Source organism: Methanoculleus horonobensis (assembly GCF_001602375.1).
GTDB classification, from domain to species: domain Archaea; phylum Halobacteriota; class Methanomicrobia; order Methanomicrobiales; family Methanoculleaceae; genus Methanoculleus; species Methanoculleus horonobensis.
On sequence record NZ_BCNY01000013.1, the window covers coordinates 38,505 to 55,601 of the forward strand.

14 protein-coding genes are annotated in these 17,097 nt (G+C 60.4%); 6 read left to right on the forward strand and 8 right to left on the reverse strand.

The window, feature by feature from the left end; genetic code table 11:
- Positions 1-70 precede the first annotated feature (70 nt).
- The 4 genes from MCUHO_RS03275 to MCUHO_RS03290 form a co-directional block, all read right to left on the reverse strand.
- Positions 71-346, reverse strand: coding sequence for an aldolase (locus MCUHO_RS03275; protein ID WP_067073324.1), 276 nt, complete (start codon positions 344-346; stop codon positions 71-73).
- A gap of 4 nt (positions 347-350) precedes the next feature.
- Complete coding sequence (locus tag MCUHO_RS03280) at positions 351-686, reverse strand: cupin domain-containing protein (RefSeq protein ID WP_067073326.1); 336 nt, start codon at positions 684-686, stop codon at positions 351-353.
- Positions 687-769: 83 nt separating this feature from the next.
- On the reverse strand, positions 770-1,108 hold the full coding sequence (locus MCUHO_RS03285; protein ID WP_067074438.1) for a cupin domain-containing protein: 339 nt from the start codon (positions 1,106-1,108) through the stop codon (positions 770-772).
- Positions 1,109-1,138: 30 nt separating this feature from the next.
- Positions 1,139-1,921 carry a DUF2115 domain-containing protein gene (locus MCUHO_RS03290; RefSeq protein WP_235808144.1) on the reverse strand — a complete coding sequence of 261 codons (783 nt, stop codon included), beginning with the start codon at positions 1,919-1,921 and terminating at the stop codon, positions 1,139-1,141.
- A gap of 69 nt (positions 1,922-1,990) precedes the next feature.
- On the opposite strand from MCUHO_RS03290, the gene MCUHO_RS03295 reads away from it, so the two are divergent.
- A complete protein-coding gene (locus MCUHO_RS03295; protein ID WP_067073329.1) occupies positions 1,991-2,794 on the forward strand; it encodes a TrmB family transcriptional regulator in 804 nt (267 codons plus the stop codon).
- Between the two features lie 6 nt (positions 2,795-2,800).
- On the opposite strand, the gene MCUHO_RS03300 is transcribed toward MCUHO_RS03295, so the two are convergent.
- The 3 genes from MCUHO_RS03300 to MCUHO_RS03310 all read right to left on the reverse strand — a co-directional run bounded on the left by MCUHO_RS03300 (position 2,801) and on the right by MCUHO_RS03310 (position 5,941).
- Positions 2,801-3,487 carry a nitrite/sulfite reductase domain-containing protein gene (locus tag MCUHO_RS03300; protein WP_067073331.1) on the reverse strand — a complete coding sequence of 229 codons (687 nt, stop codon included), beginning with the start codon at positions 3,485-3,487 and terminating at the stop codon, positions 2,801-2,803.
- 153 nt (positions 3,488-3,640) lie between these two features.
- Positions 3,641-5,551 carry an anaerobic carbon-monoxide dehydrogenase catalytic subunit gene (gene cooS / locus MCUHO_RS03305; RefSeq protein ID WP_201786415.1) on the reverse strand — a complete coding sequence of 637 codons (1,911 nt, stop codon included), beginning with the start codon at positions 5,549-5,551 and terminating at the stop codon, positions 3,641-3,643.
- 45 nt (positions 5,552-5,596) lie between these two features.
- Positions 5,597-5,941: a DUF488 domain-containing protein gene (locus tag MCUHO_RS03310; RefSeq protein ID WP_067073333.1), complete on the reverse strand. Its 345-nt coding sequence runs from the start codon at positions 5,939-5,941 to the stop codon at positions 5,597-5,599.
- Between the two features lie 245 nt (positions 5,942-6,186).
- Here MCUHO_RS03310 and MCUHO_RS12905 point away from each other — a divergent pair, with 245 nt between their 5' ends.
- Positions 6,187-6,528: a superantigen-like protein SSL4 gene (locus MCUHO_RS12905; protein WP_067073336.1), complete on the forward strand. Its 342-nt coding sequence runs from the start codon at positions 6,187-6,189 to the stop codon at positions 6,526-6,528.
- 224 nt (positions 6,529-6,752) lie between these two features.
- Here MCUHO_RS12905 and MCUHO_RS03320 read toward each other — a convergent pair whose 3' ends face one another.
- Positions 6,753-11,102 (reverse strand): Ig-like domain-containing protein, encoded by a 4,350-nt coding sequence (locus MCUHO_RS03320; RefSeq protein ID WP_067073338.1) that lies wholly within the window; start codon positions 11,100-11,102, stop codon positions 6,753-6,755.
- Between the two features lie 948 nt (positions 11,103-12,050).
- Between MCUHO_RS03320 and MCUHO_RS03325 the strand changes: the two genes are divergently transcribed.
- The 4 genes from MCUHO_RS03325 to MCUHO_RS03340 are packed head-to-tail and all read left to right on the forward strand — an operon-like array spanning position 12,051 to position 17,036.
- Positions 12,051-12,401: a hypothetical protein gene (locus tag MCUHO_RS03325; RefSeq protein WP_067073341.1), complete on the forward strand. Its 351-nt coding sequence runs from the start codon at positions 12,051-12,053 to the stop codon at positions 12,399-12,401.
- The gene (locus MCUHO_RS03330; protein WP_067073343.1) at positions 12,398-13,573 is read left to right on the forward strand and encodes a glycosyltransferase family 4 protein; all 1,176 of its coding nucleotides are present in this window, start codon (positions 12,398-12,400) and stop codon (positions 13,571-13,573) included. Before MCUHO_RS03325 ends, MCUHO_RS03330 begins: the two co-directional genes overlap by 4 nt.
- Positions 13,570-14,772 carry a glycosyltransferase family 4 protein gene (locus MCUHO_RS03335; protein WP_067073345.1) on the forward strand — a complete coding sequence of 401 codons (1,203 nt, stop codon included), beginning with the start codon at positions 13,570-13,572 and terminating at the stop codon, positions 14,770-14,772. The genes MCUHO_RS03330 and MCUHO_RS03335 overlap by 4 nt, the downstream gene beginning before the upstream one ends.
- A gap of 8 nt (positions 14,773-14,780) precedes the next feature.
- Positions 14,781-17,036 (forward strand): DUF2206 domain-containing protein, encoded by a 2,256-nt coding sequence (locus tag MCUHO_RS03340; protein WP_067073347.1) that lies wholly within the window; start codon positions 14,781-14,783, stop codon positions 17,034-17,036.
- Positions 17,037-17,097 lie beyond the last annotated feature (61 nt).

Consider the following 17,097-nt stretch of genomic DNA (forward strand, 5'->3'; position numbering starts at 1 on the left):
AACGAGACCTGTTGAGAAAAGCAAAATCCTGAGAGGTATGGCGCCGGAGAATGTTCCGGTGCCCGACCGCTCACTCCTCTCTTCCCGTATACTCCCGCATCAGGGCGTCGCCGTAGGCTTCCCGCTTCTTTGTCGGGATGTAGTTGAACTCCCCTGCTCTCCTGAGGAGCTCGGCGCGAATCGCGGCATCGTTCTCCAGGTGCAGGCTCCGCACGCCGTCGACGATGAAGTCGAGCTGGTTGACCCCGGTCTCCTTCCCGTCCACGAGGACCGTCTTGATCTTGATCGCGTCCGGCCGAACCCCGCCGCAGACGGTGCAGTAGTCGCCTTCCTTCTCGTTGGTCATCTGCTCACTCCCGTATCATCGTGAGCGACATCTTGAACCGGGTTATGGCCGAGAGGGCGTGGGGGACGTTCGCCGGGAAGATGATCGTCTCGCCCTCGCGCATCTGGTGCGTCTCGCCCGCCACCCAGACCTCGCACTCCCCGTCCAGGATCGTCACCACCGCATCGTAGGGCGCGGTGTGCTCCGAGAGCCCTTCGTCCTCGTCGAACGAGAAGAGGGTGATGCTCCCCACCGGTTTGTTGACGATCATCCTGCTTGCCACGGTTCCGTCCTGGTAGGCGACGAGATCCGCCAGCCGGAGGACCTTCCCCTGCAGTTCCGCACGATTCTCTTTAGCCATCGGTACACCAACTGTTACCGTTACTCTGTCGTTCCTCGCTATCTACCCTTTCCTTTCGCCCGCGTGTGGACGAACGGCCGTGCTTACAACAGCCTTGTCCCGGTTGTCGGTCGCGGGATCTTCACCACCAGCACCCGGAAGGTGCCGTCGCTCTCGTTCATCCAGCGGTGCGGGATCTTTGCCGGGCTCTCGACCAGGTGATCCTTCCCGACCTCGGCGCGCTCGTCGCCGATCTCGACGATCCCCGTGCCTTCGAGGACGTAGAAGAAGACGTCCACCGGGGTGATGTGTTTCTTGAGCGATTCGCCGGGGTTAAGCGTGATCACCACCGCCGTCGCGTGCTCGGTGTCGTAGACCTTCCGGGCATCGACATGGTGCGGGTTCTCGCCGATCGGTTCCTGTGCTACATCGACAATCTTCATACCGTTCATCTCCTTTCATACCCTCGATGATTAACCTTTGTAGTTCGTCCAGTAGTTCGCGAGGCACTCCCGCCGCCTCCGCTCCTGCCGCCGGGCTCGCATCTCCGGGTAGGTGGGCTCCGTGCTCTGGACCGCCGGGCAGTAGGGGCAGAGGGCGAACGGCACGTCGTCGGCCAGGTTCCTGACCGGGCAGAGGTAGGTTCCCTCCCATTCGTCGACGATCTGCCCGCCGGGGAACGGGGTGCCGACGGGATGAGCGGGCTCCTCCACGACGAAGATGGTGAACGCGGAGAGGAGGTACTTCAGGTAGAGGTACTTCGGGTCTTTCTCCCGCGCTTTTGCCGTGCAGGCCTCCGCCACCATCGAGCAGTAGCCGCCGAGCGCCGGGTCCGGCGGGTTCTCCATCTCCGGGCCGCCGCCGTTCCGGGAGAGGAGGATCAGGCGGTGGTGCGCCCCGAAGATCTCTTCCCTGACGCTCGATAGGAGGCGGTCGCGGTAGTCCTCCGGGAGATGGGCGACCTTCCGCTCGAACCGGGCGTTCATCGCCTCGAGATCGCGGAGGTCGAACGCCGCCGCTTCGTCCGCGATGATGCGGAGGAGGTCGCCCTTCGTCTTCGCCTCCTGCATCCGGCGGCACGCCGCCCGGACGGCCGCCGCCGCTACCGTCCCTCCGCGCCCCGCCTCCTCGCCGCCGTCCTCGGCGAAGGTGTCGATGAGGAGGGAGCTGACCTCGTCGGGACTGGTTCCGGAACGGCTGCTGCCTTCCCTGCCGACGAACCGCTTGATACGCTCAAGAATTGCTCGCAGTTGCATGGTCAACAATCTTAACAACCATGGTATTCCCGAAGGTTTAACTCTCGTGTAACTCTCATAGTAACAATTATGGACAACCTGATCCGGAGCCTCACGGCGCTCGGGCTGACGGAGTACGAAGCCCGGGTCTACGCCGCCCTCGTCGGGATCGGCGAGGGGAGCGCCCGCCAGGTTCACGAGGCGAGCGGCGTCCCGCGCCCGAGGGTCTACGACATCGCCGAAGGGCTTGCCGGCCGGGGTTTCATCACCGTCCGGCGGGGGAGCCCGAACGTCTACATCCCGGCCGAGCCCGCCGTCGTCATCCATCACTTAAAGAGCGCCGTGGATGCCGCGGCGACGGCGGCGGTGCAGGGCCTCGACGCCCTCTCGCTCGACGCCCGGTCGAAGAACTCGCCGATCTGGTACGTGCAGGGGGAGTGGAGCATCCGGCGCCACGCGGAGTCGCTTGCCGGGGGCGTCGCCCGCGACCTTGCCGTCGTCTGCCTGGATTACCGGGAGATCGGGGAGTTCGCCCGCCTGATCGCCGATGCGTCGAGAGAGCATCCCGTGAGCGTCCTCCTCCCGAACGGGAAGCGCGGGATCAAGAAGCCGCTCGGGGACGCGTCCCTCTACGTCCCGAAGCCCTTCTGCACCTTCTTTCAGGAGAACATCTTCGAGAAGATCTACTGCGGCCCGATCCCGGTGGACGGGTCGGCGTTCCTGCTCGATTACATCTTCATCGCCGACGACCGCGTCTGCATGATCGTCTACCGCCAGGACGGGGTTCGGAACGCCGTCGTGATCACCCTGCCCTTCATCGCCTGCGTTCAACGGCAGTTCGTCAACCGGATGATCGCGAACGCCGACTGCATCGACGGCCTTCCTTCCGCGTAACCCCGATCAGGCGGAGTCGAGCGGTATGTAGGGGGCGAAGGTCAGGACGTCATTTCTGACGGCATCGAACCCGACCCGCTCGACGAACCGGGCGGTCCGCTCTCCGGATCTGGCGTTCGCCCGGTAATACTCGAGCAGCCGGCGAACGAGGTCGAGGGCCTGATCTTTCGTGAGGTCTTTTGCGGCGACGTCGCCGATCCGGGGGCGGCCGCCGGAGTTGCCCCCGAAGATAACCGTCCAGCCCTTCGCGTTCCCCATGAGCCCGATGTCGCGGAGGTAACTCTCGCCGCAGCACCGGGGGCATCCGGAGACGCCCATCTTGAGTTTCGCCGGCAGGTTCATCTCCTGGTAGAGTTCCTCGACCTCGAGCCCGAGGCCCAGCGAGTCCTGTTTGCCGTACTTGCAGGTCACTGTTCCCGGGCATGCCTGGACGTAGTGGACGCAGGGCGCGGTCGCCTGCCCGACGGTCATCCCGAGTTCGTTCCAGATGCTCTCGACGTCCTCTTCTTTGATCCCGACGAGCACCATCCGCTGCCCCGACGTCATCTTGATGACGGGGATCTCATAGCGCCTGACGACCTTGACGATGTTCTCCAGGTGCTCCGGGCTGACGATCCCCGCGGGCGTTCTCGGCACGATCGCGTATGACGTTTTGTCTCTCTGGAGGATTGCTCCTCTGGGTCCGTTTTCCATGCTCGTTTTCACCTCTCCGGCAGGGATGCGCCGGATACAATCCATCCGTTGCCGTCGGGAGGGAAAAGGGTGGTGTCACTCTGCGGGGTACACCCGTTCAGGCACTCCCGTAGCCCCGCGAACGCAGGCGCCGGAGCAGAAGATATCGGGGCTTTACAGCCCCAGTTTCGCCCGCTTCCCCTCGATGTGCGCTAAGATTCCGTCCGTCGCTGCTTTTGCGTCCGTCTCGACGTGGAGCACTCCGCCCGTGATGCCGGGGAGGTCCTCGGTGAGGAGTTTGACGAGGTCCGGCCCCCCGGTCACGGTCGGGATCGGGTTGACGTAGGTGTAGAGGCCGAGCGCGAGCGCGAAGAGGGCGTCGATCGTCGCCTTCTGCTCCATGTACTCGGGAGCCGCGACGGCGACCGGAAGGTCGGGGAGGGGAACGCCGCCGAGGGCCTCGGAGACCGCGAGGAGGAGGTCGGCGCACCTGCCGGTGTCGGTGCAGGTTCCAAACCCGAGCACCGGCGGCACGCCGAGCGCCGTGCAGAGGCCCGCGAGCCCCGGCCCGGCCTTCTCCTTCGCTTCAGGCGAGCAGAGCCCGGCGACCTGGAGGGCCGCGACCCCGCAGCCCATCCCGAGCACCAGGACGTCGCGGGCGATCAGGTTCTCAGCGACCGCGACGGTCTGGACGTCCTGCCCGGAGTCCCGGAGGGTGGTGCAGGAGACGAGCCCCACGACGCCCCGGATGGTTCCGTCCTTGATAGCACCGAGCAGCGGGTCGAGGCTCCCCCCGAGCGCATCGACGATGCTCTCCGTGGAGAACCCGACCACCGCCTCCCGCACGGGAAGACCCCGGATCGGCTCCACCTTCGCGCGCCGCTCCTTGAAGTTCTCGATCCCCATATCGATAAGAGCCGCCGCCTGCTCTTTTGCCTCCTCCGGGACGTAATCGAGCCGGTCGGTTCCGCCCTCGAAGACCACGACCTCGCTGACCGGGATCAGTTTGAAGTGGTACTTCTCGGCGTAGAGGGGGTCGAGCGGGAGAGAGCAGTTCATGTCGGCGGCAAAGACGTCAACCGCCCCGGTGGCAAGGACCGCCTCCTGCATGATCCAGTTGCCCGTGTAGCCGTAGAAGACGTCGTCCATCTCCCTCCTCTGGATCAGTTCCTGCCCGGTCTCGATGTTCGCGATGACTCTGAGGCCCTTTGCCCCCGCATTCTTCGCCTTCTGCTGCCATTCATCGGTACGCGCGAGGTCGATGAGGGCGAACCCGAGGAAGGGTTCGTGGCCGTTCGGGAGGATGTTGACGTAGTCGGGGTCGAGCACTCCGAGGTCGACCCGCATCGGGTGCGGGCGGGGGATGCCGTAGAGGATGTCCTGGATGTACTCGAGCACGATCTGGCTCTGGTAGGCCATCGCGACACCGAGGCGCATCGCCCGCATGGCGTGGCTCGCGAACCAGCCGTCGACGTTCGTGAGGGTGGAAGCCGTATCGACGATCGCCTCCCCGTAGATCCCGCCCGGGAAGAGGTTGAGCCGCTTCCAGGTCTCTTTCCGCTCCTTAGGCGCGAGCCGCTCCACGATCCGGCTCGGCTCGTGGGTGAACCGGTGGAAGTCCTCCTCCACGAAGTCGCAGAGCCGGAGCGCGACCTCGGCGTCGCTCCCGCCCGTATCGATGCCGAGCCGCCCGGCAAACGTCCGGAGTTTCTCCGGCTCCGCGATCGAGAACGGGGTCTTTCCCTCCGCGGTCGCCCGGAGGGTGCGGACGGCCTGCGCCGCGTGGAAGTGGTAGTTCGACGCACCCATGACGTTCCGGAGAAGCATCATCCGCATCGCCATGCCGTCGGCATTGATCCCGCAGACGCCCCGCCAGTTCCGGGAGGCGTCCGCCCGGCAGGGGCCGTTCGAACAGAAGTCGCACCGTGCTCCCGCCTGGCAGTAGGCGCACCGCTTGTCGGGATCTCTTCCGAGACCCTGCGCCTCGTAGCGGTCCCAGACGTTCGACATGCCGTCCGCTTTGAGCCGCTCGTAGACGGTTCTCACCGAGTCGTGGTAGGATATCCTGTCGCTCTCCATGGTCATGGGGAGAGGAACCGGATCGAGGCATAAAGAAGGTATCGGTGCGGGTTATTCCTCCTCGATATACCGTTTCAGGGCCGCGGCGTTGTTGTGGGTCTCGTCTCTCGCGGCGTAGAGGAGCGTGACGGTCTCCTCCACCGCCTCCTGCCTGAGCCGGGCGAGTTCCTCCTCTTTTCCCGCGAGTTCTGCCCGGTAGCGCCGGAGAAACTCCTCCCACTTCGCCGGGTCGTGCCCGAACCATCGCCGCAGTTCGCCCGACGGTGCGAGTTCCTTCTCCCACCGGTCGAGCGACGCCTTCTCTTTCGAGATGCCCCTCGGCCATATCCGGTCGACGAGAACCCGGGTGCCGTCGTTGTTCGAGGGTTCTGCATAGATCCTCTTTATGCGTATCATGGGCGGGGATACGGCGCCCTCTCACTTAACCCTGTTCCCGGGGCGCAAGGGGCGGGGAGTATGATGGAGATGAGTTCCCCGCCGTGAGGCCCGGCGCAGCCCTTCTTATGACGCTGCTCCCCGTCCGCCCCGGTTCGCTTGCGGCGGGATGGAGGGCGGGCCGCTGCCCGGAAGGGGGGCTCTGACGGCACCGGCCTGGACGGGTGGACAAGGTATAAGTAAGATGTGCGTGATGGCCCCCCTCTATGAGGTATATCACAGTCCTTCTGGCGGTGCTCCTCATCCTTGGCGCGGGCATACTGGCCGCAGGATGCACCATGCCGGAGGGAGACGGCACCCAGCAGACCCCGATGGAGACTCCGATGGAGACCCCGATGGAGACCCCGATGGAGACCCCGATGGAGACCCCGATGGAGACCCCGATGGAGACCCCGATGGAGACCCCGATGGAGACCCCGATGGAGACCCCGATGGAGACCCCGATGGAGACTCCGATGGAGACTCCGATGGAGACTCCGATGGAGACTCCGATGATGACCGAGACCCCACCGGGTGGCCCGGTGGACATGACCCCGCTGGGAAGCTAGACCCCGACGGGCTGTCTGGCAGGGTACTGGCGTAGAAAAGACTGTTGAACACGTTATGAAGGGCTTCAACCCCTTCCTCTCTTCTACAGAACTCCGCCGAAGGCACCTGTACGACCGTACCGAACGCTGCCGGCATCACGCGGGAGAGAACCCTGTATGCACGTCATCCGGGGTTCCGACACCCCGGGCAAAAGTCTGCGAAAAGGCGCCAAAAAAAAGTTGGGTTAGTTCTTCTTTCTTCCCCAGAGGAGGAAGGCCAGCGGTGCGAGGAAGGGCGCGTAGACGAGCGGTGCCGCAGGCGTCGTCGTTGCTGCGACGGTCGGCTCGGTCGTCATCGTCTCCGTCCCTTCGGGCGTCGCGGTAGCCTCTGTCGTGACGTTCGTCTCCGCCGTCACGGTCACGTTCTCCGGCATCGCGGCGATGGCGAAGGTGGAGAATCCGGGGGTGGTCGCCCGGAAGCGGTATAACCCGTTCTCTTCATCGACGACCTCGGTCTCCAGGATCTGCCAGCCGCCGTTGACGTAGCGCATGAGCCTGACGTCCTCCGGGAGCATCTCGTGCTCCTCGAGCCACTTCGCCGGGATGGTGAAGGTCAACGTCGCGCCGCCGACCTGGTTCGGGTTCGCCCACGAGACGGCGATCTCGACGTACTCGTAGGTGCTGCTGCCGGGAGGCGCCGCCAGGTTGGGGCACCCTGTCTCCTTCACGGTCATCAGCAGTTTCGGGATGTTGTCGGACGCCGTGATGGCGACGCTGCCGATCGACGTGACGTCGATGCCCGAGAACGTGTGCGTCTCGCCGCCCTTCAGGTTCTCGCAGATCCCTGCGAAGAAACTGGGGCCGGAGTCGCCGCCGCCGTCACTATAGGCGCGGTAGGTCGATCCGCCGTTGTTGGGGTTGGGGGTGGGATCCGGCGTGGGATCGGTCGTGGGCGCCGCCGTGACGGTGACCGACGCCGTTTCTTCAACGCCGCCGGCACACGCCGTCACGTCCGTGAAGCCCTCCAAGAACGCTGCGAAGAGGCCTGAGCGGTCGATCGTGCCGACATCGCCGTCGGAGCACGACCAGGCCACCCTGACCCAGTCCATCTCGTTCTCGCACTGGTCGTATACCGTGGCCGTGAACTCCCGGGTTCCTCCGGGCGCGAGCGTGGTTTCAGACGGTTCGACCTCGATGCAGGCCGGAACCGGGAGCGAGGGGTCGACGGTCACGCACGCGGAGCCACAGACTCCGTCAGCCGATGCGATGACCTGCACCTCGCCGTCGCAGAGAGCGGTAAAGACGCCGCACTCGTCGATGGTGCCGGCGCACGGGTTGCTGCTCTCCCAGTCGATTATGACGTCGGGCATTTCGTAGCCATACTGGTCGAATGCGGTTGCGGTGAGCGCCAGGCTGTTCCCGGCGGGGATGCAGAAGTTGGACGGGCTGACCTCGATCCGCGCAAGTTCCGGCGCCCTCGACCGGACGGTCACCGTCGCGGTTCCGGTCGCGGTCTCGTTCTCTCCGGCAACCGTTGCGGTGACGGTCGTGCTGCCTCCGCAGACTGCGGTGAAGAGACCACCGTCTGCGGTGATCGTGCCGACACCTTCGTCGTCGCACGACCAGGACACTATGGAACCTGCGTTGTCCTGCAGGTCATACACGTCCGCGTTGAACTGCCATGTCTCGCCGACGTCGAGGATGATCGACGACGGGGAGACCACGACACCTGCGGATTCATCGGTGACCTCTATCTCCGCCGTCCCGGTGACGCCGTCGGCCGATGCGGTGACGGTCGCCGTGCCCGCGGCGAGAGCCGCGAAGAATCCGGTGCCGTCGACTTCGCCGACGGTATCATCGCTGCAGCACCAGTCGATCTCGACATCAGGCATCTCGCAGCCGTCCTGGTCGAACGCTGTCGCGGTGAACGCCGCGGTGTCGTTCCTGGCGAGCGTGACTGCCGACGGGGTGACGACGATGCAGGTGAGGACCGGGTCGTTGCAGTTCACGGTGACGGTTGCGGTTCCTTCAGCGCCGTCTCCGCACGCGGTGATGGTCACCGTGCCGCTGTCGAGTGCGGTGAAGACACCGCTGCAGGGATCGATGGTGCCGACGCACGGGTCGCAGCACTCCCAGGATACTCCTGCGTCCTCAACGACGTTGCCGAACCGGTCGAACGCGACGGCGTCGAACTGCAGGTCGTCGTCGACCTCGAGCGTTGCCGCGGACGGCACGACCGCGATCTTCGCGAGCAGAGGCCATTCATCGACGGTGACGGTCGCGATTCCGATGAGGCCGTCCGCCGTTCCGGTGACGGTCGTCGTGCCTGCGGCGAGAGCGGTGAAGATTCCGCTGGACTCATCGATGGTGCCGACGGTTCCATTGCTGCTCGACCAGGCGGTCTCCCCGGCGGGCATGACGTTGCCGTTCTGGTCATAGACCGTCACGATGAACTTCTGGATGTCCTCGACGTCCAGGGTGGCCGTGGCGGGTGTAACCGCGATCTCTGTCGCGACCGGGTCTTCGTCCATGACGGTGACGGTCGCGGTTGCGGATCTGCCGTCTGCCGTTGCGGTTACGGTCGCCGTGCCTGCGGCGTGGGCCGTGAAGAGGCCGGTATCGTCGATCTCGCCGACGGTCTCGTCGCTACACGACCAGGTGATGTTAACGCCGGTCATCTCTTCTTCGAACTGGTCGAAGGCGGTCGCCGAGAACTGCTGTGTGCCGTTGCGATCGAGCGTGACCGTGGGCGGGGCGATCTCGATACGCGTCACGACCGGTTCTACCGGTTCGTCGGCATTGACGGTGACGGTCGCGGTTCCGGTGAGGCCGTCGGCCGTTCCGGTGACGGTCGTTGTGCCTGCAGCGAGAGCGGTGAAGATTCCGCTGGACACATTGATGGTGCCGACGGTCGTGTTGCCGCTCGCCCACGTGACCTCAACACCGGTCATCTCGCCGTCGAACCGGTCGCGGACGGTTGCCGTGAACTGCTCGGTGTCGTCGACATCGAGCGTGGCTGCGGTCGGTGTGACCACGATCTCGGTTGCGACCGGCTCTTCGTCCGTGACGGTGACGGTCGCGGTTGCGGATCTGTCTTCTGCCGACGCGGTGACGATCGCCGTGCCCGCGGCCTTCGCGGTGAAGAGACCGGTATCGTCGATCTCGCCGATGGTTCCATCGCTGCACGACCAGTTGAACTCAACGCCGGTCATCTCTTCATCGTTCTGGTCGAAGGCGGTTGCGGTGAACTGCTTCGTCGCGTTGAGATCGAGTGTGAACGTGGACGGGTCGATCGCGATGCGCGTCACGACCGGTTCTACCGGCTCGTCGGCGTTGACGGTGACGGTCGCGGCTCCGGTGATGCCGCCAGCCGACGCGACGACGGTTGTCGTGCCTGCTTCGTAAGCGGTGAAGTAGCCGCCGGAATCGACGTATCCGACGGTTCCGTTGCTGTACGACCAGGAGACCTTCAGGTCGGGTATGACTTCGTCGTTCTCGTCGTAACAGGTGGCGTTGAACTTGAGCTGGTCACTGACGTTCATCGTAGCCGTGGGAGGTTCAACATCGATCCTGGTGACCACGTCCGGTTCTCCCTCGGGATCGTACATGAACATGTAGAGATCCGAGTAGCCATCGCGGGCTTTCTGCCAGACGATCATGTTACCGCTGGCGGCGGGGTAGAGCTGTTCGCCGCCGGCGGTGGGCACGGCCATCTCTTCACCGTTGTTGCGGTCGTACATGTAGATGATTCTCGGCGCATCCCGCTTGTCCTCCCATGCGAGGATCTGTCCGGTGAGCACCGGCGAGACCTGATCGGCGCCGTCGGAGGTGATCCGCTGCTCCCCGCCGGACGGGTTGTCGAGATCGGTCATGTAGATGTCGGGGTTCCCGTGCCGGTTATCCTCCCAGGCTACGACGCTCCCGTAGAGCGAGGGCCAGGACTGAATCGCCGTGCTCGCGGATACCGCCCCTTTCATCTCGCCGTCATCGATGGAGTAGTACCGGATCCTCTCGTCGGCCTCTTCGACCCAGGCGACGTACTTCTCCGAGAGTGCGGGTTTGAACTCGGTGCTCCCGCCGGGGATCGTCGTCTTTGCGTCGCACTCGATGACGTCTTTCACGCTGCCGGCGGCGATGTCGTAGAGGACGATGTTGTTATCGCCGCTGCTGCTATCATACCAGGCAACGTAGTTCCCGCGGACGATGGGCAGCCACTGCTTGCCCGTGTCGTTGGTGAGCTGGGTTGTCTCGTCTGTCGAGCGCTTATAGAGGTAGATATCCCAGTTTCCGTTCCGGTAGTCCTGCCAGACGATGTAGTTGCCAGAGATGGACGGCCTCTCCTGCGAGGCAGGATCGTTTGTTATCCTGGTGCCGGAGGTGCCCGGACTGTTTGAGAAGTAGATCTCTTTGTTCCCGTTCCGGCCGTCTTCCCAGACGACCATATCTCCGTCGACGTCGGGGAACTCCTGCGACCCGGGGAAGACGGCAAATGGTACCAGATCTCCCGGAGCAATCTCTGCCGCCGCAACCGGCGGCGCCAGCAGCCCGACGATGACGACTGCACATAACAGTGTCAGATACGTGAGTTTTTTCATTTTTTCCCCCTTGACATTCGCTCCCTGTCCGCGGGACGGCGGCGGATACCTGCCGGTAGCACAAACAGGCTGGCTAAAGCAGGTGCTCGCCGGGGCGTCCGGCAGACGGAGAGCGAATTCCGATTTAAGACCCGGTCATATGGTAGCCGGTGAATGGGTGGATAGCGGTATAAATATATATCTTTTACGGTGATTTATTCTTAAAATTTTATAATAAAAACAGGGATCTCTTATGCGCCCGTAAGGGCAGAGGGGGATCCGGACGGGGCTTCTTCAAACTGCTTCCTGTCGGCGGGGAAGGAGGCTGGTGACTGCGTATATTCTTCCCCGGACAATTCCTGCCGCGAATTTTCCGCTAAATCTCTTGCAGAATGACCGGGTGCGCGGCCGGGTAGCGCATCGCCGCAAGGTCCCGCCGGTTCCTCAGCCTGGCGACCCACACCGCGGCGTCGTCGCGGGTTTGTCGGGGCGTTCGCGTACGTAGCGGGCGGATGCATCAAGCCTGCCCGGCTCCTTTTCCCGGTCAAGGTGCGAGTGGGGGAGCAGAGTCATTTTTATTCCGACAATATTTTCGGCAGTCTCTGCAGAAATGCTGCTGATCGTCTACGGATCTCTTCTCATACGGGTAAGACGGTCAGCAATCGACCGGGGCACACCCTACCAGGATAAAGGTCGATCTTGGTCTCTGTCGCAGGCCGTTCCGTTTACCAATCAAACCCTCAGGAAGTTGCATATATCCATACTTCTATATTAATGGTTGAATATCGCGAGCAAAGTATTATATGATATGAGTTCCATGCTGGAACTCAACACCCAGGGGGGAGTGATATTCGGCGCTACGCTCACCTGATGGAGTTTTGCTCGATCGATACGGCGTGTAAGCCTCCCTTGGCATTCAGGTATAGGGTGCCGGCGGTTGAGCATTGTCTACCCTACAGAGGATGTCGGATGAGGTCGGTACGGCTGCAGGACATTGGGGATATCCCTCTCATGACTAAAAACGGGAAAAATCCGTTTGAGAAGGGGCGGCAGGAAGTTCACCGGAGCGATCGGCTTTCCGGGAACCAGGAGACGGTCTTCTCCGACGCCGGCAGCCGGAACCGGAAACACCGGCTTACTACAGACGGTGAGGAGGAACTCACCTGCACCCTTGCAGCCTGCCCGTACCGCATCGGAGAGCATGGGTCCGCATCGCTCGCCGAATGCGGGATCCGGCTTCTCACCCCATTCCGCCGGAACAGGTGCGCGGGAATAATCAGACGACGGCTCAAGCAGCAGCAGGCTTGTGATCGCTTATGAAGATCCTCCAGGTGACGCAGTTCTTCAAGCCGAGCTGGGAGTCCGGAGGCGTGACACGTGCGGCGTATGAGATCTCAAGGCGTCTCCAGATGGCAGGCCACGACGTCACGATATATACGACGAATCGGAACAAATACCCGACAGGGCTTCCCACGAACAGACCCCTCAATGTCGATGGGATGAAGGTTTACTATTTTGAGAATTTACGGAAGTATTTTCCGGGCGCAGCACTGCCCATAGTCCCGTACTACTTACCGTTTGTTGCACACCGCGATCTGCGGAATTATGATATAATTCACATCCACGAGCACAGGACACTCCTTGCGGCCATGGTGAGTTATTATGCCAGGGAGTACGGCATTCCATACGTCCTGCAGCCGCACGGTTCGCTTCCTAAAGACCGGGCCCTGGGCAAGGCAAAGATGAAAAACCTCTTTGATTTCATCTCCGGATCTGCCATTTTAGATGCCGCATCAAGGCTGATCGTCATGAACAGCATTGAAAAAGAACAGATTAGAATGATGGGTACTCGCGAGGATAAGATCGCCGTTATTCCCAACGGCATCAGTCTTGAGCGGTGCGCTACAACCAGGAGCAAAGGGGAATTCCGGAAATTCTGCGGAATCGAGAACGGAAGCAGTCTCATCCTGTACCTGGGCAGACTCGCTAGAATCAAGGGGATCGATTTTCTGATAGAAGCGTTTTCCCGGCTGGTGCAAGAGGAAAAAGACGCCGTTCTGGTCATTGCCGGGCCGGAATGGAATTATAAACGGGAACTCGAGGAGAAAGTACGGACTCTCGGAATTCAGGATCGAGTCCGTTTTGTCGGCTACCTGGACGACGTCGGTTTTGCCTATCAGGATGCCGATCTGCTCGTCTATCCAGGAATGTATGAGATATTCGGGCTTGTCCCATTCGAGGCGATCATGAGCGGAACCCCGGTGATTGTCACAGACAGCAACGGCAGCGGAGAACTCATCAGGAAGGGCAACTGCGGTCTGGCTGTACAGTATGGAGACTGTGCGGAGTTAGCGGAAAAAATGGCATTTTGCCTTGAAAATCCCGGGGAAGGAAGAAAGATGGTTCGGCGGGGGCAGGAGTTCGTTCGAGAAAATCTGACATGGAACCGGGTCGTGGACAGACTCGAGCAGGAATACAGGAGGTGCCTATGAACATACTGGCAATCCCGACAACCGTCGGGTTGTCAAAACCGCAGAGCGGGGGCCAGAACCGGTTCTGCAACCTCGTCAAGTGCCAGGCCGCAAATAACCGTATCGTCGTACTCGAACCGGATCACCTTCACGCCGAGAGCGACGATGATGTCGCACGGGTCTACACCTATCGTGATATCGAGGCGCTCCGTAGGAAACTATCCATATTCAGGGATATCAATCCCGATTTCATCCGTAAGACGGCACGGATCATCAGAGACGAAGAGATCGATCTCGTCCAGATCACCCACCCCAGCGGAGCAATGGTGGCCAGGATGCTCGGTCTCCTTACGCGCAGGAAGATAACGATAGTCTACGACGCTCACAACGTCGAATCCGAGTTCATTCAACAGACCTTTGCGAACCGCGGCCACCACTCCCCGCTGGAGCGAAAACTCATACCCGCCTATACGAATCTCCTGGAGCGGGTCTCCTGTAAATACCTCTTCGACCACATCACTGCCGTGAGCGAAAATGATGCGGACACGTTCAGGAGGAAGTATCGTATCAAAGACGGGACGATCAGCGTCATTTCTTCGGGATGCAGTATCCGTCCGCAGATATCTGATGAAGCGAGGAATAAGATTCGTGAAGAGATGGGGCTCTCTCCCGGGGATATTGCCGTGTTCTTCCACGGCCTCTACGGGCACCCGCCGAACCGGGAAGCGTTCGATCTTATTCAGACCTATATCGCCCCCCATTTTGCCGATACAGACCCGAATGTATCCTTTGTCGTCGGTGGGACGCAGGTCCCGGAGTTTGAAGAAGCTAACGTCAGATCGCTTGGATTCATCGCCGACATCCAGAATATCGCCGGTGCCGATATCGCCATTGTACCTCTGAGAAGCGGAGGGGGAACAAAACTGAAGATCTTCGATTATATGAGCGCCGGCCTCCCGATCGTGACCACAAAGAAAGGCATCGAAGGGATCGATGCTGAACATTACGAGCATGCAATCATCGTCGACGACATCGACGAAGAGTTCATAGCGGGGATCAGGTATCTGATCGAAAATAAAGACGAACGGAAGAGAATTGGAGATAATGCTCGAGCACTGGCCGAAGCGAAATATGACTGGCGAATAATCGGAGGGAAACTGGAAGACCTGTACCGGACGCTGGTTTCGAAGTCAGGTGCCCGTCATACCGGCTTCGCATAGATGATGCCATGCAGATCCGAAACCCCATTACGTTAAACGACTGGAGGATCCGGAGTTATCTCATTGCGATCCTGGTGTTCCAGCTGGGGCTGCTGGTTATTCAACTCCTCGGGAGCACGAACTCGCATATCCTGGTTCTGCAGGCGATCCTGGGATTTGCCTTTTTCTCATTCATTCCGGGTATAATCGTCCTCAGAATCATGAGGGTACATCATCTGAGCACCCTTGAGACGCTTCTCTATGCAGTTGGATTGAGTATAGCAATCCTCATGCTCACCGGATTGCTCATGAGTGTGCTTTATCCCCTGGTTGGGCTATCCCGGCCGCTGTCGCCTACCTCGACCCTGCTGACAGTCAACATCACGACATTGATTCTGCTCTTACTCAGCCTCGCCGGGGATCAAAAGTCCCCCGAACCGGATTATATCGATACTGGGGCGTTTCTCTCGAGACCTGCGCTTCTCCTGTATCTGGTGCCGCTACTGACAATTATCGGGACATACTTTGTAAACCAGTATCACAACAACGGAATCCTCATGCTGGTGATCGCGGCTATAGCGGTTATCCCTGTACTGATTGGATTTGACCGGGTGATCCCGGAAGCGCTATACCCTCTGGCGATCTTATCCATCTCCGTCTCGCTATTGCTTCACACATCGCTCGTATCCCCGTATCTCTGGGGCTATGATATCCACTATGAGACGTTCCTTGCAAACCTCGTCATGGACAACGCATTCTGGGACTCCACCAGTCCCGGCAACGTGAACGCAATGCTCTCCGTCGTCTTACTGGCTCCGATCTACTCGTATATCACGGGGCTGGACCTGACATGGGTGTTCAAATTAGTCTATCCGCTTATTTTCGCCCTTGTGCCCCTGGGACTGTATCATGTTTTCCGCAGGCAGGTGGAGGCAAAGAGCGCTTTTCTCGCATGCTTCTTCTTCGTCTCGTTCATCATATTTTACGCAGAGATGGCCTCTCTGGCGCGCCAGGAGATTGCAGAACTCTTTCTCGTCCTGCTCATCATGCTCATGGTCGCGAGGAATATGCCAAAAACAATGAATTTTGTGTTGTTTGCCATATTCGGTGCCTCTCTGGTTGTCTCGCATTACGGAACATCGTATATCTACCTGCTCGCCCTCGTCGCGGTCTGGCTATCTATGACGCTCTCTTCATTTGCCGCAACCCATGGATATGATATTCTCAAACATTTGCGAAAAGCGGCAGGGGAGAGATCGTCAGGCGAAGACTCCGTGAACAGAGACAGCGGCAGGACGATAACACTCGCCCACGTCCTCTTCTTCACCGGATTCACGCTCGGGTGGTATATACTCGTTGCAGGAGGGACGTCCTTCGACACAATCGTATCGATCATCGATCATATCGGCAATACGATCTTTGTGGACCTGCTGAATCCCGAGGCAACCGAAGGACTGGACCTTCTCATCAGTACTCCTCAATCGTTCCTGCATACTTTCGCCAAGGGTCTCCACCTCATAACTCTGGCACTCATCGTCGTTGGGTTCATCGCCATATGTTTCTGGCACGCCGGTACCAACGTTTCACGAGAATACGTTGCGTTTTCTTTTATTGCGCTCCTTTTTGGAGTTGCGGGTGTCCTTGTACCGAATTTTTCCAGCACACTCAACACCTCAAGACTGTACCAGATTATGCTCATCTTCCTTTCCCCGCTCTGTGTTATCGGCGGCATCAGCATACTTACAGCACCAGCATATATCAGTAAACTCCAGAACGGATGGCTTGCGGGACGGACGCCGCTGGTACTGATCTCGGTTTTCTTCTCACTGCTGTTCCTCTTCAGTACGGGATGGATCTATGAGTATGCCAGCGATCAGCCGTCATCCATCGCGCTGAGCCAGGATTCAATCAAGAGTTACGGAGGCGGTACACCGAAAAATGTCTTCTATGGAACGTTCATACCGGAGCACGACGTTTTTGGGGCCCGCTGGCTGGGTGAATACATGAAGGACGGTTCGATCGTCTATGCCGATAGAACACGGAAAGATAATGTATTGACTTCCTACGGCAACCTCGCGAGGACCCCTCCGTTCTTGCCCAAAACGGATTTCAAGCCGGTTTTTGGCGCATATGTGTATCTGGGGACATATAATGTCGTCGAGCGCTCCGCGAGCGGTCCGGAGGAGTATTCTGATTACTGGAGCATCGAAGATGTATATCCTGCGATCTGCCGTAACAACAAGGTGTATTCAAACCATCAGAGCGAGATCTATCAAAACGCGTGATGCTTTCTCCATGCTGCTTTTCGGGATCGGCGCTCACTCCTGACGCCCGAAAACATGCGTG